This window comes from Candidatus Accumulibacter contiguus (genome assembly GCF_012940005.1).
GTDB lineage: Bacteria > Pseudomonadota > Gammaproteobacteria > Burkholderiales > Rhodocyclaceae > Accumulibacter > Accumulibacter contiguus.
In genome coordinates, this window is sequence record NZ_SPMX01000009.1 from 67,797 (window position 1) to 85,180 (window position 17,384).

Annotated in this window: 20 protein-coding genes and 1 pseudogene; 15 read left to right on the forward strand and 6 right to left on the reverse strand. The window is 62.5% G+C overall.

From position 1 onward, the window contains the following. Nucleotides 1-7: 7 nt before the first annotated feature. Nucleotides 8-910, reverse strand: coding sequence for a LysR family transcriptional regulator (locus E4Q08_RS04495; protein WP_034912577.1), 903 nt, complete (start codon nt 908-910; stop codon nt 8-10). A gap of 121 nt (nt 911-1,031) precedes the next feature. Here E4Q08_RS04495 and E4Q08_RS04500 point away from each other — a divergent pair, with 121 nt between their 5' ends. The 6 genes from E4Q08_RS04500 (at nt 1,032) to E4Q08_RS04525 (ending at nt 5,147) form a co-directional block, all read left to right on the forward strand. Beyond that, nucleotides 1,032-1,898 carry an SDR family oxidoreductase gene (locus E4Q08_RS04500; protein WP_169069496.1) on the forward strand — a complete coding sequence of 289 codons (867 nt, stop codon included), beginning with the start codon at nt 1,032-1,034 and terminating at the stop codon, nt 1,896-1,898. Nucleotides 1,899-1,919: 21 nt separating this feature from the next. Next, nucleotides 1,920-2,732: a DODA-type extradiol aromatic ring-opening family dioxygenase gene (locus E4Q08_RS04505; protein ID WP_248594688.1), complete on the forward strand. Its 813-nt coding sequence runs from the start codon at nt 1,920-1,922 to the stop codon at nt 2,730-2,732. Nucleotides 2,733-2,742: 10 nt separating this feature from the next. Further along, nucleotides 2,743-3,288 carry a cytochrome b gene (locus tag E4Q08_RS04510; protein ID WP_169069497.1) on the forward strand — a complete coding sequence of 182 codons (546 nt, stop codon included), beginning with the start codon at nt 2,743-2,745 and terminating at the stop codon, nt 3,286-3,288. Nucleotides 3,289-3,308: 20 nt separating this feature from the next. Beyond that, a complete protein-coding gene (locus E4Q08_RS04515) occupies nt 3,309-3,881 on the forward strand; it encodes a YceI family protein (protein WP_169069498.1) in 573 nt (190 codons plus the stop codon). Between the two features lie 38 nt (nt 3,882-3,919). Beyond that, the gene (locus tag E4Q08_RS04520) at nt 3,920-4,477 is read left to right on the forward strand and encodes a YceI family protein (protein ID WP_169069519.1); all 558 of its coding nucleotides are present in this window, start codon (nt 3,920-3,922) and stop codon (nt 4,475-4,477) included. An 82-nt stretch (nt 4,478-4,559) separates the two neighbouring features. Then, the gene (locus tag E4Q08_RS04525; RefSeq protein WP_169069499.1) at nt 4,560-5,147 is read left to right on the forward strand and encodes a malonic semialdehyde reductase; all 588 of its coding nucleotides are present in this window, start codon (nt 4,560-4,562) and stop codon (nt 5,145-5,147) included. 26 nt (nt 5,148-5,173) lie between these two features. Here the strand turns inward: E4Q08_RS04525 and E4Q08_RS04530 are convergent, their stop codons facing one another. Together E4Q08_RS04530 and E4Q08_RS04535 are read right to left on the reverse strand one after the other, a co-directional pair. Next, nucleotides 5,174-5,368 (reverse strand): hypothetical protein, encoded by a 195-nt coding sequence (locus tag E4Q08_RS04530; RefSeq protein ID WP_034912592.1) that lies wholly within the window; start codon nt 5,366-5,368, stop codon nt 5,174-5,176. A gap of 17 nt (nt 5,369-5,385) precedes the next feature. Further along, a complete protein-coding gene (locus E4Q08_RS04535) occupies nt 5,386-6,015 on the reverse strand; it encodes a 2-hydroxychromene-2-carboxylate isomerase (protein WP_169069500.1) in 630 nt (209 codons plus the stop codon). Nucleotides 6,016-6,187: 172 nt separating this feature from the next. On the opposite strand from E4Q08_RS04535, the gene E4Q08_RS04540 reads away from it, so the two are divergent. The 3 genes from E4Q08_RS04540 (at nt 6,188) to E4Q08_RS04550 (ending at nt 7,788) form a co-directional block, all read left to right on the forward strand. After that, entirely contained in the window at nt 6,188-6,769 is a 582-nt protein-coding gene (locus E4Q08_RS04540) for an SCO family protein (RefSeq protein ID WP_169069520.1), read from the forward strand. An 18-nt stretch (nt 6,770-6,787) separates the two neighbouring features. After that, nucleotides 6,788-7,210 carry a DUF1318 domain-containing protein gene (locus tag E4Q08_RS04545; protein WP_169069501.1) on the forward strand — a complete coding sequence of 141 codons (423 nt, stop codon included), beginning with the start codon at nt 6,788-6,790 and terminating at the stop codon, nt 7,208-7,210. 104 nt (nt 7,211-7,314) lie between these two features. After that, on the forward strand, nt 7,315-7,788 hold the full coding sequence (locus E4Q08_RS04550; RefSeq protein ID WP_034912597.1) for a copper chaperone PCu(A)C: 474 nt from the start codon (nt 7,315-7,317) through the stop codon (nt 7,786-7,788). Nucleotides 7,789-7,944: 156 nt separating this feature from the next. Here E4Q08_RS04550 and E4Q08_RS04555 read toward each other — a convergent pair whose 3' ends face one another. Next, a complete protein-coding gene (locus E4Q08_RS04555; protein WP_169069502.1) occupies nt 7,945-9,174 on the reverse strand; it encodes an NF038122 family metalloprotease in 1,230 nt (409 codons plus the stop codon). 228 nt (nt 9,175-9,402) lie between these two features. Then, nucleotides 9,403-10,008, reverse strand: coding sequence for an Hsp20/alpha crystallin family protein (locus E4Q08_RS04560; RefSeq protein ID WP_248594689.1), 606 nt, complete (start codon nt 10,006-10,008; stop codon nt 9,403-9,405). A 362-nt stretch (nt 10,009-10,370) separates the two neighbouring features. Here E4Q08_RS04560 and E4Q08_RS04565 point away from each other — a divergent pair, with 362 nt between their 5' ends. From E4Q08_RS04565 to E4Q08_RS04585, 5 genes are read left to right on the forward strand one after another with little or no spacing between them, the layout of a single operon-like run. Next, a complete protein-coding gene (locus tag E4Q08_RS04565) occupies nt 10,371-12,854 on the forward strand; it encodes a tetratricopeptide repeat protein (protein ID WP_169069503.1) in 2,484 nt (827 codons plus the stop codon). Further along, complete coding sequence (locus tag E4Q08_RS04570) at nt 12,847-13,137, forward strand: DnaJ domain-containing protein (protein WP_169069504.1); 291 nt, start codon at nt 12,847-12,849, stop codon at nt 13,135-13,137. Before E4Q08_RS04565 ends, E4Q08_RS04570 begins: the two co-directional genes overlap by 8 nt. Then, nucleotides 13,134-13,850, forward strand: coding sequence for a nucleotide exchange factor GrpE (gene grpE, locus E4Q08_RS04575; RefSeq protein ID WP_169069505.1), 717 nt, complete (start codon nt 13,134-13,136; stop codon nt 13,848-13,850). The genes E4Q08_RS04570 and grpE overlap by 4 nt, the downstream gene beginning before the upstream one ends. Further along, nucleotides 13,847-15,616 carry an Hsp70 family protein gene (locus E4Q08_RS04580; RefSeq protein ID WP_169069506.1) on the forward strand — a complete coding sequence of 590 codons (1,770 nt, stop codon included), beginning with the start codon at nt 13,847-13,849 and terminating at the stop codon, nt 15,614-15,616. Before grpE ends, E4Q08_RS04580 begins: the two co-directional genes overlap by 4 nt. Then, the gene (locus E4Q08_RS04585) at nt 15,609-15,986 is read left to right on the forward strand and encodes a hypothetical protein (RefSeq protein WP_034909228.1); all 378 of its coding nucleotides are present in this window, start codon (nt 15,609-15,611) and stop codon (nt 15,984-15,986) included. The genes E4Q08_RS04580 and E4Q08_RS04585 overlap by 8 nt, the downstream gene beginning before the upstream one ends. A 95-nt stretch (nt 15,987-16,081) precedes the next feature. Here the strand turns inward: E4Q08_RS04585 and E4Q08_RS04590 are convergent, their stop codons facing one another. Then, complete coding sequence (locus E4Q08_RS04590) at nt 16,082-16,903, reverse strand: SPM autocatalytic domain-containing protein (RefSeq protein ID WP_169069507.1); 822 nt, start codon at nt 16,901-16,903, stop codon at nt 16,082-16,084. 190 nt (nt 16,904-17,093) lie between these two features. On the opposite strand from E4Q08_RS04590, the pseudogene E4Q08_RS26335 reads away from it, so the two are divergent. Beyond that, a pseudogene (locus E4Q08_RS26335) lies at nt 17,094-17,384 on the forward strand (ISAzo13 family transposase); the annotation flags it as partial.

Consider the following 17,384-nt stretch of genomic DNA (forward strand, 5'->3'; position numbering starts at 1 on the left):
TTTCACATTAAGCGCTTTCCCAATAAGGTCGGACACCAATCCGCTCGGCCAGGTAGTCGATCAGCACCCGTACCCGCTGTGGCACGTACCGATTGCCGGCGAGCAGGGCGTAGATGCCAAGCTCGGGCATCGGGTAGTCGCGCAGAATCGCTTGCACCCAACCGGCCTCGATGACTGCGGCGGTCAGAAAGCTGGGCTGCGCGGTGATGCCGAGACCACGAATCGCTGCCTCGAGCAGGGCATCGCCGTTGTTGGCGCGCATGCGGCCGCGTACCGGAAAGACTTCCGTCACGCCGTCTACCAGAAACGGCCAGCCTTCTTGCTGGGCAGGCAGGTAGATCAGGCACTCACGCTCCGCCAGTTCGCGAGGATGCCTGGGTTCACCGTGGCGACGCAGGTACTCTGGCGAGGCAACCACTACCAGATGGCTGCTGCCGATCCGCCGGGCGACATCGAGCGGTTCGAGGCGCTGGGTGATGCGGATCGCGAGATCCAGTCCTTCCTCGACCAGCTTGACGCGGCGGTCGGTGAAGTCGATTTCGGTGATCACCTCGGGGTAGGTGACGCTGAAATCCATCAACAGCGGTGACAGGTGACGCAGACCGAAACTCAGCGGCACGCTGAGGCGAATCAGGCCGCGCGGTTCCTGGCGTTCGTCGGCCAGACCGCTCTCGGCGGCTTCGACGAGGTTGAGGATTTCCCGGCAAGACTCCAGATAAGCGCTGCCGGCCGAGGTCAGGGTCAGGCTGCGGGTGCTGCGGGCGATCAACTTCACCCCGAGGTGGGCTTCCAGAGCCGCCACCTGGCGCGTGATCACCGAGCGGGCGACATCCATCTGCCGCGCGACTGCGGCAAAACTGCCGATCTCGGCAACCCGCAGAAAAATTCGCATGCTGTCGAATCGGTCCATGGTCTCTCCACACGGTGTTATTTTGTTGCCAACATCGCAACAAACAATTGCAGATTGTCCCCTATTTCGTTCTCAATGACTGCACTACAGTTCGCCCATCGCAACCGTTCTGGAAAAACACATGCTCCTCGTCACCGGTGCCACCGGCCAACTCGGTCGCCGCATTGTCGATCAACTGCTCGCCCGGAAAGGCGGCGCCACCGACATCGCCATCAGCGTGCGCGATCCGGGAAGGGCGGCAGACCTCGGCCAACGGGGCATCGAGGTCCGTCACGGCGACTTCGACCAGCCGGCAACGCTGGTCAGCGCATTCGCCGGCGTCGACAAATTGATCCTGGTCTCCACCGACGGTCCCAGTGATCTCCGCATCCGCCGGCACCGCAATGCCATCGATGCGGCCCGCGCCGCCGGCGTCAGGCACATCCTCTACACCAGTTTCATCGATGTGGCCGCCGACTCGCCGGCCGAGTTCGCCGCGGTTCATCGGACGACCGAGGCCGAGCTTGCCGCCAGTGGTGTTCAATTCACTGCGCTGCGCAACCCGCTGTATGCCGATCTTCTGCCAATGAACGTGGCCGCCGCGTTCATCAACGGTGTCTTCGAGCTGCCGGCAGGAAGCGGCCGCGCCAGTTTCGTCAGCCGTAGCGAACTCGCGGAAGCCACGGCCGCCGCTGCGCTGGCACCGGCATTGGCGAGAAGCGTGTATGAATTGACCGGCCAGGCAACGCACGACTACCACGAGCTGGCCGCCGCGGTCGCCAGGGCCACCGGCAAACCCGTACGCTACCAGCCGGTCAGCACGGACGCCTACGCGCAGGCACTCGTAGCGCAGGGCTTGCCGCCCTGGTTTGCCGACGCACTGGCAAGCATGTATGCGGCGGTGGCGGCGGGCAAGTTCGACCGCATCAGCAATGACTTTGCCCTGCTCGTCGGGCATCCGCCGCGCCCCCTCGCCTGCCTGGCGCAGGAACTCTTCAGCAATCACTGATCAGCACGAAATACGATGCCCATGCGCCACCCCTTCCCCTTCCCGCCCTGTTCCTTGCCCACGGCGCGCGACCATGGCGCTGCAGCCAGGGCCGGCAGGCGCCGCGCTGGTGCGGCCGCCGCGAACCTGCCCAAGCCGCGCGCGATCGTCGTCGTCAGCGCGCATTGGCAGACGCCGCGGCCGACCATCGGCACGGCACCAGAACTCGAAACCATCCATGACTTCCACGGTTTTCCGCCGCAGCTGTACCATCTCCGCTACCCGGCGCAGTCGCATCCGGGTGTCGCCGAACAGGTCCGCAAGCTGCTCGGCGAGGACGGCCTCGACGTCGAGGTGGATGAGAACCGTGGCCTCGACCACGGCGCGTGGACACCGCTGCTGCTGATGTACCCACAAGCCGACATTCCCATCGTCCCGCTTTCGCTGCAGAGCGGCCTCGGTCCCGAACATCATTGGCGGGTCGGGCGCGCCCTCGCTCCGCTGCTCGCCGATGGGGTGCTGCTGATCGCTTCGGGCAACATCACGCACAACCTCGGCGATTTCCGCAAGTCGTTTGCTGAGGCTACGGGAACACCGACCTACGTGGCCGAGTTTGCCAACTGGATCTGGCAGCGCCTCGCTGCCGGCGACGAAGAAGCACTGCTTGCCTACCGTCAGCGCGCTCCCAACGCCGTCCGCGCGCATCCGACCGAAGAGCACCTTCTGCCGCTCTACGTCGCCCTCGGCGCCGCCGGCGCCGACTACCGGCCCGAGCGCCTCTACCAGGGCATCGCTTCGGTCGTCCTGGCGATGGACAGCTATGCGTTCTGGCCAATGATTGTCCGCCCCCAATAAGGAGAATGCCATGCCCGAGACCCGCTACACCCACACCGCCATTGCCCTGCACTGGCTGATGGCCCTGCTGCTGATCGCTCTCTTCAGCCTCGGCCTCTACATGAGCGACCTGCCGGTGTCGCCGCAGAAGCTGAAGCTCTACTCCTGGCACAAATGGGCCGGCGTCAGCGCTTTCCTGCTGGTCCTGCTGCGCCTTGCCTGGCGTATCGGCCACCGGCCACCAGACTTGCCGGCAGCCATGCCGGGCTGGCAGAAAACCGCCGCGCAGGGACTGCACCACCTGCTCTACCTGCTGATGATCGCCATTCCACTTTCCGGCTGGCTGATGAGTTCGGCCAAGGGCTTCCAGACCGTCTATTTCGGGATCATTCCCCTGCCCGACCTGCTGCAGAAGAACAAGGAACTCGGCGAACTGCTGGAACTGGTGCACAGCAGCCTCAACTTCACCCTCGCCGGACTGGTTGTCGCACACATCGCTGCCGCTCTCAAACATCATCTGCTCGACCGCGACGAGGTGCTCGCGCGGATGCTGCCCTTCCTCACCAGAAATCGTTGAAGACCTTGAATGGACAACTCATGACTCCCTTTCGCATCCTCCTCGGCACGCTGGCCGTGGCCGTCGCCGGTAGCGCCGGCGCTGCCGAATATGGTCAGTTTCAGGCCGACAAAAGTACGCTGACCTTCGTGTCGAAACAGATGGGCGTTCCCATCGATGGCCGCTTCAGGAAGTTCGCCGTCAGCGTCGCCTTCGACCCGGCCCGGCCGACTGCCGCCAGCGCCAGACTGGATCTCGATCTGGCGAGCATCGACGCCGGTTCGAAAGACGCTGACGACGAGGTCGTCGGCAAACCCTGGTTGCATGTGAAAGTGTTTCCCACCGCCACTTTCGTTTCCTCTGCGGTCCGCCCGCTCGGCGGCGACAAGTACGAACTCGCCGGCAAGCTGACCATCAAGGGCAAGAGCCAGGACCTCACCGCACCCTTCACTTTTCGCCAGGACGGCGGCAACGGCGTCTTCGACGGTGCCTTCATCCTAAAACGCCTCGATTTCGCGGTAGGCGACGGCGTCTGGTCCGACGTCAGCACCGTCGCCAACGAAGTCCAGATCAAGTTTCACATCGTTGCTGCCCCGGCAGCGGTTCGTAAGTAAGTCCACCACCTGCAGGAGTCATCCCATGAAAAAAACAGATCAGCCTCGTCGCCCTCGCCAGCCTCTTCGCCGCGCCGGCATTCGCCGCCCCGGAAACCTATCTGGTCGACCCGAATCACACCTACCCGCGTTTCGAATACAACCATTTCGGTTACTCGAACCAGATCCAGCGCTTCAACAAGACTTCCGGCACCATCGTCTTCGACCGTGCCGCCAGAACCGGCTCGGTAGACATCGCCATCGATGCCCGCTCGGTCGATACCGGTTATGCGCTGTTCAACGAGCATCTCCAGGGTGAAGACTTCTTCGACACCGCCAGATATCCGACCATCACCTACCAGTCCACTGCCGTCAGATTCGACGGCGACAAGCCCGTGGCCGTCGAAGGAAAGCTCACCATCAAGGGCATCACCAGGCCCGTGACGCTGACGCTGAGTTCCTTCCAGACGATGCCCCACCCGATCCTCAAGAAGGACGCGCTCGGCGCCAACGCCAGCGCCAGGATCAAGCGCTCCGAGTTCAACGCCGGCAAGTACGTGCCCAATGTCGGCGACGACGTCACCCTCAGCATCGCTGTCGAAGCGCTGAAGCAGTAGGCTGATCCAGAGTGGAACCCAACCCCGCACAAGGGTAGCCTCTCGACACAATGAGCAGTTCTCGATCCCCGGAGGAAACGCAATGCCAACCCTGACCGCCGAAGCCCTCGACCAACTATTCGTCCACGCACGCACGCACAATGCGTTCGCGCCCGATCCGATCCCGGAAGCGACCCTGCGCCGCCTGTACGACCTGATGAAGTGGGGACCGACCTCGATGAACTGCCAGCCGGCACGGCTGGTTTTCGTCACCAGCCCGGAAGGCAAGGCCAGGCTCGCGCCGGCGCTTTCTCCCGGCAACCTCGACAAGACCCTGGCGGCACCGGCGACGGTGATCATCGCCACCGACAGCCGTTTTTACGAGCATCTGCCGACGATGTTCCCGGCATACGACGCCAAGCCGATGTTCGAGCGCAATGCCGAACTCGCCGCCAGCACCGCTTTCCGCAACGGTACGCTGCAGGGCGCCTACCTGATTCTCGCCGCGCGTTCGCTGGGTCTGGATTGCGGCCCGATGTCCGGTTTCGATGCCGGCAAGCTCAATGCCGCGTTCTTTCCGGACGGGCGCTACCAGGCCAATTTCCTCTGCAACCTCGGCATCGGTGACCCCGCCGCCGTGCATCCGCGCGGCCCGCGTCTGAGTTTCGAGGAAGCCTGCCGGATCGACTGACCCCCGGAGGGCAGGCTTCGGACAGCTCAGTCCGGAGGCTCGCCGCCCTCCTCCTTCCCCACACGTTCCTGCTTCTCCCGCAAACGCTGGTTCTTGTCGTCGCTGCTCAGAAAGAAGTAGCGTCCGGCGAGTACACAGCCTTTCATTCCGGGGTCGCAGACCAGGCCGTTGAGCCTGGCGCACTTGCCGTCGATTTCGTGGGGGCAGCCCCAGGAGGCCATGGTAGCTCCTCGATGAATCAGAGCGGTATGCGCGAAGCACTGACCGGCAGCGCCGCCAGGCGCTGCATCTCGGCGGTGCTCAGGATGCTGGGGTCGGCAAGAAAGGCCTTCACGAAATCCGTGGAGTCGGCACCCCAGAACAGTTCGCCACCGACATCCAGAGTGGGTACGCCAAAGACGCCGCGCCCAATGGCGTGTTCGGTTCCCATCTTCAGGGCATCCTTGATTTCCTGCCGCGACAGTTCTTCCGGATCGATTTCCAGCGAACGCGCCAGTGCAGCAATCTGCCGCGCGTCTGAAGGATCGGCGCCAGTGGTCCACAAGGCATCGAAAATCTTGCGCACGGCGTGTGCGGTGCCTCCGGCAGCAATCGCCAAGCGCAGGTAGGGAAGCGAATTGAAGGGATGCGCGGCCGGAAAGCAAAACGGAATGCCAAGCCGGGCCGCCCACCAGGTACAGGAGCGATAGGTCCACGAGCGTTTGGGCGGGATCTCGGCGGGTCCCTTCTGCTCCCAGTGATTCAGCAAACCGGCGAAGAGCACCGGCCGGTAGGCAATCTCCAGATCCGGTGGCAGTTCACCGAGTCGGATCAGCCCGAGATAGGCGTAGGGCGAGATGAAATCGAAATACCAGTCAGCCTGCTGCATGTCTCTTGCCTCCAAAACCAGGGATTATGCAGCAGTCCGCGCCAGCGCCCGCATTTCTTGGGGACCGAAAGGAATGGAATCCCCCGGAAAATCTTGCCTGTCTGCCGCAGCGAGCCCGGAATGAGCGACAATGATCAACCTGCATCAAGGCTGCTCGCCACCACCAACCACCATGAAAACATTCTCGACCCTGATCCTCTGCATCACCCTGCTGTTTTCTGGCTGCTCGCAACCGCCGAACTTCAAATCGACCGACATTTCCGGTGCCGACTGGGGCAAGGGCTTCACCTTGACCGACCCGCAGGGTCAGACACGTCGTCTTGTCGATTTCCAGGGCAAGGCGCTCATCGTCTTCTTTGGTTACACGCAGTGCCCTGACGTCTGCCCGACGACGCTTTCATCGATGCGCGAGGTGCTGGGCCGTCTCGGCGACGACGCCGGCCGCGTCCAGGTGATCTTCGTCACCCTCGATCCGGCGCGTGACACGGCGCAGGTATTGGCCGAATACGCCCGCGCGTTTCATCCGAGTTTCATTGGCCTGCGTGGCGACGAGACGGCCACCGCGGCAGTCGCCAGGGATTTCAAGGTCTTCTACTCCCGGCATGCAGGCAGCACCCCCGGCAGCTACAGCATCGACCACTCCACGGGCAGCTATGTCTTTGATCCCCAGGGAAGGCTGCGGCTTCTCGTCAGCCACGGCGAAACGCCCGCCAACATCGCTGCCGATCTGAAGCTGTTGCTGGCCGGCAAATGATCTTTCAGGAAACATGACATGCAACTCTTTCTCCTGCTCCTCGCCTTGTTTTCCTTTCAGGCTGCTGCCGCAACTCCCGGCGAAGCGATCAACCTCGACATCGGCACCCCGCCGGTGGTCATCGTCAAGCACAGTCTCGCACAGCGCGCATCACGGCTGGTCCGCTTCTACGATGCCGGAATCATCGGGCTGGCTTACGATGGCATGGTCAAGATGCGTGATGGCAGCCGCCTGACGCTGACGCAACGGCAGATCGCCGAGAAACTCATCGACAACGAGAACCCGGACCGCAATTCGCTGATCTACGCCATCGCCGAAGGGCACGGCGGCCAGGCTTACGAGCCCGCTGCCCGCGCGGCGCAGATCAAGCGCTGGAAGGAGCAGTTCCACTCCGGCTGGTGGATCGAGGATGCGCAAGGCCGGTGGAGCATCAAACCCTGACGCCGCCTCTCGCAGGTGACCCGGTCAACTGCGGCATCTTGTCGCAGCGAGATGCACAGGTACGAATTTATAATCGTCTTCCCTCAACGATCAAGGAATCCGGCATGAAAACCACACCCACCGTCGTGACGCTGGCGATGCTGCTCAACTGCTCGCCGCTGGCAGCGCTCGCTGCCGATGTCGAGATCAAGGATCCCTGGGTTCGTGGAACGGTCAGCGGCCAGCAGGCGACCGGTGCCTTCATGGCCATCACCAGCAAGTCAGGGGCGGTGCTGGTCGGTGCTGCCAGCCCGGCAGCCGGCAACACCGAAATCCACGAAATGAAGATGGACGGCGGCGTCATGAAAATGCGTGCCATCCCGCGCCTTGAGCTACCGGCCGGCAAACCAGTGCAGCTCGGACCCGGCGGCTACCACGTCATGCTCATCAACCTGAAACAGCCGCTCAAGAAGGGGGATACGGTACCGCTGGCGCTGCAGGTCGAAGGCCCGGACAAGAAAATCGAAGTCGTCGAAGTCAAGGCCGAAGTACGCGACCTGACTGCAAGCACGCCGCCAGCCAGCGAACACAAACACTGAGCGCCTCTGATCATTCAACGCTGGCGGGCGTTCGGTGCGCTGTGTCCAAGAAGAGCCGCCATCAGCCACTGCTGCCGCTTGAATCTGAACCGGTATCAACCGGCCAGGCATGCTTCATACGGCCATGACTTTGCAAGATACCCCCGATGATGAAAGTCATGACCGTTTCCCCCCCTTGCAGGGCGCATTCCGGCTTGCACGCCGGAATCGTTCGATGGGCGCAGAGCATGCTCTGCGAATTCCCCATCTCACCCCCCCGACCCCTTGTATGCTCTCCCGCAAGTGGAGAGGGGAGATTCGAGAGTCGCTCGCGACTTTCATACTAACAGCCTTCCAGCGGCGCCGCATGGTGCTCATCCCCAGCAAGGCCGGGACAAGCAGCAGCAAGGTACCTGGTTCCGGCACGCGCACGCGGGTCCAGCCGATCACGTCGAGGGACTGGATGTCGCGTGCGGTGACCACGTTCAGTTGGCCTGTCGGCACCGCCGTAGGATCCATGATGCCAATGCCAAAACCGTCCTTCCAGTGGCTCGCCTGCCGGCCGTCGCCTTGGTTCACCCCAGTCGACCAGGCGTTGCTGACCAGGGCGGTGCAGTTACCGTCGATCGCGAAGTCCTTCGCGCGCTTGTCGGCGGTCCAGTCCATGTCCGCACCAGCGGCCTGGCTCGCGGCAGAGCAACGGGTAAAGTCGAGCAGGGTCGCCAATCGGTCGAAAGCGGTGTCGCTGAACTTGTTGAAGTTGTCCTTGGCGTCGAGCAGGTCGACGCCGCTGACAAAGCCCATGGCGTGGCCAAGCTCGTGGATGGCGATGCCGACGAAGTCAAACAGACCCGTGCCAATCCCGTCGGTCTGGTCGAAGTCGAAGGAAAAATTGCTACTGAAGGTAATTTGCGCATCCTCGGCCGTGGCGTTGGCGGCCAAGAGCCCGATCGCCTTCGCATTCGCGGTCGTGAGTTGCATGTCTGTAACGCCCGAATGCAGGTGCGCGTTGGCGTTGGTCGTCGTGCCATTGATGTACTTGCCATAGCTGGACCCCCCCGGCAGCCCGAGGACCATGGTGGCGTCGTCCGCGCTGGTCGAATCGGCGCCGAGTGCCGTTTTCACGGCCAAGAAGTTCGTAAATATGTCAGACGAAGCGGCTCGTCCCAGGGTGCTCGAGCCAAGCGGAGCAAAGCCGGCGGTGATGTTCACCGTGATCGGGTCGATGAACACGCTCTGCCAGTAGTTCGCCGCCGCCCGGAAGCCCAAGTCCGCATTCGCGTTACCCGTCGAGGTCAGATTGATGATTAGCGCATGCGCGGGTGTCGCTGCGCCCAAGGCCATGGCGGCCGCCGCAGCGAAGGCCAATTGTTTGATCAGCGTGGGCAGGGCCATATTCGTTTGCATCTCATTCCCTTCATGGAAATTCAGTCTTGAGCTCCGCGTCACCTGCCGGTACTACAGCGTCCAAAAAGCAATGTCTGCTTGAGTGCGTTACAAGTGTAACAATGCTCGACACTTGGCGGGTCGTTTCGCAGCATGTGGCGCACCGCCCTTGAGACGGATCGGGTTTATGAAGCAAGCGAACAAGCCCAACAACGAAATCGATCGAGTAGATTAATCCGCCGCTCGCTGCTACGAAAGTGCGTCCCGCAAACTGAATGCATCGGTTTGCGGGACGCCGACCTTAATCGCCTGTGCTCCCTGTTCCGTTAGTCGATCGGAACATTTTTCCCTTTGGCGCCAGCGGTCTTGGGAAGCGTGACTTCGAGGACGCCGTCCTTGAAAGCCGCTTTGGCCGCATCTGAATCGACTTCGGCGGGCAACCATATCGAGCGGGAGAAAGCGCTCGAACTGATCTCGCGTCGCTTGTAATCGCCTTTTTTCTTCCGCGGCCTCCTTCTTGCTCTGGGCCTGGATGGTGATCGAATCCGCGGTGAGCGAGATTGAAATGTCCTCCTTCTTGACGCCCGGCAATTCCGCACGCACCAGAATTTCATTGGCGCGATCGATCAGATCGACCGCCGGCGCTCGAAGCTCAGCCAATTCAGGCCATTCGCGTTCGAAGGATCGCATCCAGCGGCTTGGGAAAAGACCTCCCATCATGCGATCCATGAAACGTTCCATCTGCTCAAAGCGATCTTCGAAACTCTTGAAAGGAGCGAGAGCGCCACGCTGAACTGCCACAGCCTTTCCGCCCTTCTCTTCTTTCGCTTCCGATTTGTTTTCCTTCTCGGTCATGACAATCTCCTTTATGAACACTGCCCCATCGCTCGCCGACGGGAACGAACAGCACGCTTATCGGCTGGTCTACCCGGCAATCTGTGAGACAAACGACGAAAAAAACGACCTTCAACATCGCAAGATCTGCGCACCTCACAGGCTGCCCCCTGCAAACCCAGCATTCTTGCAGCGAGCAATCTTCCCCAAGCATCCTGCTTCGCCCTTGGATGTCTCCATATCAGGATAGTGGCGGAGATTCAGAAATCAAGTCCCGCAATGCGAATGCGTACCGACAGGGTGCGAAGTATTTCGTGTAGAATCAAGGTTTGATTTTCTTTCGGGTAAATTTCTCCTTCATGTCGCGCAAGCATAGACCACCATTGTCGCGTCCCACGCCAGCGAGCACTCCCGTATTACCCGAAACACACGCCAGGCAGGTTCTCGACGCGGGCCGCTATCGTGAGGCGGTCGAACTCTACAAGAACCTGCTCAAGCAAGAGCGTCGATCCGAATGGCTTGAAGGCTTGGCGGCAAGCTATGCCGGTCGGGCCAAGGAGCTGGCGAGCAAGGGCATGCTGCAGGAGGCGCTGGTGGTCTGGCGCAACCGCGCCAGTCTGTGCGGCAAATCGCTGGCCGAGGGCCCCTACCTCGACTGGTTGCTGCGTACCGGCGCGCATGACACGGCACTGCGCCTGCTGACGCCGACAGGCGATGCTGCGGGAACCGTCGACGCCGACCTGGAAACCCGTCTGGCGGCGGTGGCGCTGACCGCACATGAGAGCGTCCTCGCTCAGCTCGCCGCCGAAAGTCCGCTGCGCCGTCATCGCGCGGCAGCACAGGCGGCCATTGCCGCCTGCTGCCGGGCTGATCTGGCCGACCTGGACGAGCAATTGCGCGGCATTCCCTTTCGCTCTCCGTATCGTGATCTGCGCTTCATCCTCAAGGCACTGCTACTGGTCGGCAACGACGCTGCCCAGGCGGCCGGCCTGATCGCCCGCGTTACCGTCGACGGCCCCTTCGAGAATCTGGCAGCCGTCGTTCGTGCCGGCGTCCTGCCGGGCAAACGCTGGCTTTTGGCTCTGCTCGATCTCGACGAAGAGGGCCGGCACTTGCTGCTGGAAATCAAGGGTTGCCCGGAGAACCGGCGCTCGCTGCTGCTCGAAGTTGCCGAACTGGCCAGGACTGGCGTACCACCGACGCCGACCAGGGTGGTCGACCTCCTGCTGCGCCGCAGCCGCGGCCTGCCGGAAACGGCAGCCAGGCTTTGTCGCCGTCTGCTGCCTTATGCGGACAAACGTCTGGCGGAGTACCGGAATGCTTTCGGTCCGCTGGGCGAAGCAGAGAGCGAGTGCATCCTGGCTCTCGCCGCCGAATGCCGGGGCGCAACCAATCACAGCGAATCGCACTGGTTGCGCGCTGTCCGCCTGTTTTCGACGGAGGAAGCGCCGCTGCAGGCGGCCTTGATCCTTCGCCATCTCTTTGATCTGATCGTCGGCGATGAGGACGCTTCGGACTATGATGACGAGTGCACCACCTGGCTCGAACGCAGCCTGGAACTCGACCCGGACGACCGCGCCACGCATCTGAAGCTGATCCGCCTGCACCGCCAGGGACAGGACCTGAAGGCGGCGCGTGCGTCTGTCGAAACGGCTCTCGCGCGCTTTGCCAACGATCCGGCAGTGTTGCTCGAAGCCGTCGAAACGGCGCTGGCCGGCAATGCCTTCAAGAAAGCGGTGACGCTCGCCAAACGCCTGCTCGATCTCGATCCGATCAATTCGAAGGTGCGGGCGCTGATCGGTCGAGCGCACCTGTCGCATGCCCGCAAACAGATTCGGCTGCACCGACCGGAAGCGGCCGGCAAGGAACTCGACCTCGCCGACGAGTGGCTCGCTACCGCAGACGAACGCAGCGTCAGCAAGCTGTTGCGTGGGCTGAGCGCCACCGATGCGCGAGCGACCGTGCTGTTGCGGGAAGCCGTCGGCGAACTGGGAGGCAAACTGCTCGCTGCCTGGCACGTCCTGCTCGAAAGTATCCGGGTCGGCAGCCAGCCAGCGGGAGAACTGCGCCGGGCGGCGCCTGACCTGTCGGGAATGCCCGTGCCTCGAGAAGTGCTGACCGTCATGCACGCCATCAACGCCCTGGGCGGAAACGAGTCGAAGGCACTGCGGACCGTCCTCGACACCCTGCGGGCGCCGCTGAAACGCGCTGCTGCTGGCGATTTCAGTGAATCCGAACGAATCTCGATCTGCGAGACGCTGTTGAGCCGGGAAGAACTGGTGCTTCTGCAGGCCTACGCGGATGCCGGTTTGCGGCGCTGGCCCGAGCGGCCGCTTTTTGTCTATCTGGCGACCTTTGCCAAACACGGCAAAGCAGCGTTTTTCGCGATGTCGGAGCGCGAGCGACAGGCCCTGGAAGATGCGCTGAAGAAGGCCCTGGAGGACGGCGATCAACGGACGGTGCTGCGAATCCGCGATCTGATGGGGCCGCCAGGCTATTTCAGTGGCGATGATTCGGACGACTTCGACGACGACGATGACTTCGGCGATTCAGTAAACGAATTGCCTGCGAATCCACGGGATGTGTTCGATCTTTTTATGTCGATGGGTGGACACAACGAAGTGATCCGCATGGCCCGCGAGGTCCTCCCCGACAGCAAGTTTCGTCCGCTCGAGCGCGCTGCCGGCGGCAACCGGAAAAAGCTGGCCGAAATGCTGATCGAACTGCTGGTCGAAAGCCTTGCGGACATCGATCTGACTTCTTTCATCGCTTCCCCGTCGGGCGGACTGCCGAAGCCGAAGCCTCACCCGCCCGCGCCAAAGCAGCCCGTTCAGGACGATCGTCAGAAAGGGCTGTTCGATGATTGACCCCTACCGCGTTCTTGGCGTCGACCTGACGGCGGCTGACGAGACGATTCGTGCCGCTTACCTGACAGCGATTCGCGAATCGCCCCCGGAACGTGACCGCGAGCGCTTCGAGAGCGTGCGCACGGCCTATGAGGCGATCTGCAACCATCGTCGGCGGCTGGCGCACACGCTGTTCGACCATTCGCTGCCGAGCATCGATGATCTGTTGAGCGCCGTCAGCAGCGATTTTGCCCCGCAGCCACCGACCGAACGGCGGCTGCTGCGGTTATTGGGGGCGAAATGAACTCGCCGGTGATCGTCCTCGACCCCGAGGAAAGAGAGCGTCTGGTAGACGATTTCCGCAACGGTCTCGAGCGGGCCGCCAGGCATCGCGAGGCGTGGGGGCGGCCGGATGACGAGGCGGCCGGCGACGCAGAGACTTCGGTCGACCTGGCCACCCTGCTCAGCGAGATGGCGGTTCTGAAGAGCGAATTGCGACTGCAATCGCGCCAGTTCAAGAATACTCTCGATGAGTTGCGGGCTTTTGGCAACGACCTGCGTCAACACAGCGAACGCCTGCAGCGTGATCTCGAACGGGCGCGCGAGCAGGCGGCATCGATCCAGGGACAGACCGAGCGGCAGTTTCTGCTTGCCCTGCTGGATCTGCGCGATCGCCTGCAAAGCGGCGTCGACGCCGCCGCAAGGCCGCCGTCGTCGTTCCTGGCACGTCTGGTTCCCGGGCCGGCGCGTTTCGCGGCAAGCCTGGCGGAGGGCCAGCGGCTCACCCTGCAGCGCCTCGACGACCTGCTCGCCAGCCATCGGGTGCGGCCACTGCCGGTGCTCGGCGAGATCCTCGATCCGCAACGAATGCGTGTGGTCGGCGTTGAAGCTGCCGGCGGTTCGTCAAGCATCCCGGATGGCACCATCCTGCGCGAGGTCAAGCGCGGGTTTCTCCACAACGGCGAGTTGCTGCGTGTCGCCGAAGTCATTGTCAGCAAGAAAGCAACGAACACATGACGGAAATCATTGTCGGTATCGATCTCGGTACGACCAATTCAGAAGTGGCCGTCGTCCGTGAAGGACGTGTCGAGGTCATTCCGGTGGCACCCGGTGTACGCATTCTGCCCTCGCTGGTCGGTGTTGCCGACGACGGCAGCCTGCTGGTCGGCGAGGCAGCGCGCAACCAGTATGCGCTGCACCCCGAGCGCAGCGTACGTTCGATCAAGCGTCGGATGGGTGAGTTCACCTCGGTACAGATGGCCGGCAAGGATTACAGCCCGCAGGAAATCTCGGCGATGATCCTGCGCCGACTGCGGGACATCGCCGAGGCGCACCTTGGTGAGCCCGTGGGCAAGGCGGTGATTACCGTGCCCGCCTATTTCTCCGATGCGCAACGCCAGGCGACGCGCGAAGCCGGCGAAATCGCCGGTCTGGAGGTGGTACGCATCATCAACGAGCCGACAGCAGCGGCGCTGGCGTATGAAAGCTGCCACAGCGGCGCGCGCAAGGCTCTGGTCTATGACCTCGGCGGTGGCACCTTCGATGTCTCGGTGGTCAACCTGGAGAGCGATGTCGTCGAAGTGCTGGCCAGTCACGGCAACAATCATCTCGGCGGCGACGACTTCGACCAGAAACTGATCACCTTCGCGATCGATCATTTGCGCGAACGGCACGACATCGATGTCGGACAGCATCCACTGGCCATGGCTCGCCTGCAGCACGCCGCTGAAGCGGCCAAGATCGTCCTTTCCAGCGAACCTTACGCCACGCTCTCGGAAGAGTTCCTGCTCGAGAAGGACGGGGTGCCGATCCACCTGTCGGTCGAAGTCTCGCGCAACGAATACGAGGAGATGATCGAACCATATATCGCCGAGACCCTCGATGCCGTGCATATCGCCTTGAGTGGTGCCGGATTGACGGTCGCCGACATCAATGAAATCCTGCTCGTCGGTGGAGCGACACGGACACCGCTCGTCCAGCGCCGCCTCGAGCAGGAACTCGGGATGCAGCCGCGCGCCGAAGTCGACCCCGATCTCTGTGTCGCGATGGGCGCCGCCATCCAGGCAGCCGTCATCGCCGGCGGCCAGGCCCCGACCGTACTCATCGATGTAACGCCCTACACCTTCGGTACCAGCGCCCTCAATTATTTCAATGGGGAAATGTATCCCTTCTGCTTCGTGCCACTGATTCGCAAGAACACGCCGATTCCGGTCTCAAGGAGCGAGGGCTTCTGCACCATTTTCGACGGTCAGAGCAAGGTCGACATCCACGTCTACCAGGGCGAGGACCCGGACGCGCTGAACAACATCGAGATCGGGCGATTCACCATCGAGGGCCTGCGCGATGCGCCGGCCGGTAACCCGCTGATCACGACCTTTTCGCTCGATGTCAACGGCATCCTGCAGGTGACTTCGCGCGAGAAGGAAACCGGCCTGGTGCATTCGATTACCATCGACAATGCCATCAGCCGCTTCACCGGCGACAAGCTGGCGGAAGCGCGGGAACGCATCGACGGCTTGTTTGGCGAGCAGGAAGGCGCCGACAAGCGGCCAGCCGCTACTACCGCCGAGGCTTCACCTGCCGACGACAGCAGGCGCCTGCGCGTCGAAGCCGGCGCCCTGATCGAAAAGGCCGAGCGTCTGCTGGCCAAGGCGGGTACGGAAGATGCCGAGGATCTGGTGAATGGCATCGAAGCTGTCAAGGACCGAAACAATGGATCGGACGCCGACCTGAAAGCGGCGATGGATGCACTTGCCGACCTCCTGTACTACCTCGATGCCTGAACCGCTGAATCGCTGCCCGGCGTGTCGTGCGCGCCTGGCCGAAACGGCTGTCTGTCCGCGTTGTGGCTGTGATTTCTCGCTCGTCCGGCAGGCGATGACGCAAGCGGCGCGCCTGCTTGAACGAGCGCTGTGTTCTCTCGCCGTGGGTGATCGCGCAGCAGCCCGTCGTCAGGTCGAGGCCTCGTTGTCCTTGCACCGGCAGCGACTGGCGCAGGCCATCAGGAACTTCCTCGACGAAGACCATGCCGAAAGCGGGCCGGCGGAACCGCAGCTCCGCTTGCCATCGGCAGACCTTCAGGCGGTAGTCGATCCGGCCGGCGTCAGGGAAGACCAGTGTGTCAACCGGGATGCCGAAGTATTGCCGATGTAGCCGATCGGCAGGTCACCAAGGAGCCTCCCTGGCAGCCGCTGATCGAAGTGGATCCGGCTCGCGAAGTGCATTGCGGTGGTAATCGGCAAGAACGGTCAGACGCTGAGGTCCACCTGCTGAATGCTGCCGACACCGCCACTTTCCTGCAGGAAGACGCCGCTGCTGCGGATCTGCCCAAGGGTTTGGTTGCTGCCGTCGCGTAGATCGTAGGGGGTGGCGACGCGGGCCAGGCTGAGTGCGCCGACATTGGCTTCCTTGAGGCTCTGCACCTTGCCGCCGCCATTGGCATCGGGGGTCCAGACGCCGAGTTGGGCAAAGGCTGCGTCGTTTTCGTCGATCCAGCCGTTGCCATCGCCGTCGAGTGTGGCGAGGTCGGCAAAACCGTCGCCACTTCTGGTCCCGAAAAGTTCGCCGCCATTGTTGATCCGCCCGTCGTGGTTGCGATCCAGGGTCAGGAAACCGCTGCCGGAGGCGAGACGGTTGATGCTCTCGGCGGTCCCGTCGGCGTCGAGATCGAACTTGAAGCGCTGGTCGCCGAGTTGGGCGGCGGTACCCGCAAAATTGAGCACCAGCGGATCCTTCTTCTGGCGCGTCGCGTCGCCAAGGCGCAGGCTGACATCGCTTTCCTCGTGGTAACTGCGCGACATCTCCAGTTGCAGGTCGAAGCGAATTTCCTTGCCATCCGTGGTCTTGATCACCCCGTTGGCGGCGAACGAGGTCTGCTCGAATTCGCTGTGGGATGCGTGGTAGTCATATTCGACGCCGTAACCGGCCGGAGGCTGCGCAGCAGCAGCGCCTCCAGCCTGGGCGGCAGGTGCCACCTCGGCTGGCAGGTCAGTCGCTGGCGCAGACACCGAAGCCGCCGGCGCATGCAGCTCGGCAGCATCAAAGATGCGCACGTCTTCTCCGGTCAACATGCGAACGAGTGCTCTCATCAACAGCAGACGCGGATCGTTCTCGGTCTCGTCGGCGCTGTTTGCCAGTGCATCCGCCTGCGATGCCGCCTTGCCGGCATCGGAAAGAGTGACCTGATCAGCAGCAGCACGAGAATTAGTATCTGTCCAGAAATAACTTGTACAACTTATACGAGTAGGCGACGATCTCGTCATGAGTAATGACGAGCTAGTTGAAACGATCCGTAAGAAGTTCGAGCGCGTGTCCACGGTTTTGGATGAGCGGGGGCGTCGTGTGTGGGCGTTGGCGGAAGCGAGGCGCTCGGTTACGGCGGACAAAGCATCGTCGCTAAAGCCACGGGGCTATCGCGAATGACGCTGTATTCGGAAAAATGCGGTCATGCCCAGGACGACCCGGCGGGTTCTCGTAGACACGTCCGAAAAGCAGGGGGTGGACGCAAGAAGCTGATCGAGCACGAGCCGACATTGCTCTCGGCGCTGGAAA

Bases quoted from the DNA above. Each gene is read 5' to 3' on its own strand.
- E4Q08_RS04545 (WP_169069501.1), top strand. From the start codon at position 6,788: ATGCAACTCTTTCTCCTGCTCCTCGCCTTGTTTTCCTTTCAGGCTGCT.
- E4Q08_RS04500 (WP_169069496.1), top strand. From the start codon at position 1,032: ATGCTCCTCGTCACCGGTGCCACCGGCCAACTCGGTCGCCGCATTGTC.
- E4Q08_RS04525 (WP_169069499.1), top strand. From the start codon at position 4,560: ATGCCAACCCTGACCGCCGAAGCCCTCGACCAACTATTCGTCCACGCA.
- E4Q08_RS04585 (WP_034909228.1), top strand. From the start codon at position 15,609: ATGCCTGAACCGCTGAATCGCTGCCCGGCGTGTCGTGCGCGCCTGGCC.
- E4Q08_RS04540 (WP_169069520.1), top strand. From the start codon at position 6,188: ATGAAAACATTCTCGACCCTGATCCTCTGCATCACCCTGCTGTTTTCT.
- E4Q08_RS04560 (WP_248594689.1), bottom strand. From the start codon at position 10,008: ATGACCGAGAAGGAAAACAAATCGGAAGCGAAAGAAGAGAAGGGCGGA.
- E4Q08_RS04505 (WP_248594688.1), top strand. From the start codon at position 1,920: ATGCGCCACCCCTTCCCCTTCCCGCCCTGTTCCTTGCCCACGGCGCGC.
- E4Q08_RS04580 (WP_169069506.1), top strand. From the start codon at position 13,847: ATGACGGAAATCATTGTCGGTATCGATCTCGGTACGACCAATTCAGAA.
- E4Q08_RS04530 (WP_034912592.1), bottom strand. From the start codon at position 5,368: ATGGCCTCCTGGGGCTGCCCCCACGAAATCGACGGCAAGTGCGCCAGG.
- E4Q08_RS04495 (WP_034912577.1), bottom strand. From the start codon at position 910: ATGGACCGATTCGACAGCATGCGAATTTTTCTGCGGGTTGCCGAGATC.
- E4Q08_RS04515 (WP_169069498.1), top strand. From the start codon at position 3,309: ATGACTCCCTTTCGCATCCTCCTCGGCACGCTGGCCGTGGCCGTCGCC.
- E4Q08_RS04535 (WP_169069500.1), bottom strand. From the start codon at position 6,015: ATGCAGCAGGCTGACTGGTATTTCGATTTCATCTCGCCCTACGCCTAT.
- E4Q08_RS04555 (WP_169069502.1), bottom strand. From the start codon at position 9,174: ATGCAAACGAATATGGCCCTGCCCACGCTGATCAAACAATTGGCCTTC.
- E4Q08_RS04590 (WP_169069507.1), bottom strand. From the start codon at position 16,903: ATGTTGACCGGAGAAGACGTGCGCATCTTTGATGCTGCCGAGCTGCAT.
- E4Q08_RS04550 (WP_034912597.1), top strand. From the start codon at position 7,315: ATGAAAACCACACCCACCGTCGTGACGCTGGCGATGCTGCTCAACTGC.
- E4Q08_RS04510 (WP_169069497.1), top strand. From the start codon at position 2,743: ATGCCCGAGACCCGCTACACCCACACCGCCATTGCCCTGCACTGGCTG.
- grpE (WP_169069505.1), top strand. From the start codon at position 13,134: ATGAACTCGCCGGTGATCGTCCTCGACCCCGAGGAAAGAGAGCGTCTG.
- E4Q08_RS04570 (WP_169069504.1), top strand. From the start codon at position 12,847: ATGATTGACCCCTACCGCGTTCTTGGCGTCGACCTGACGGCGGCTGAC.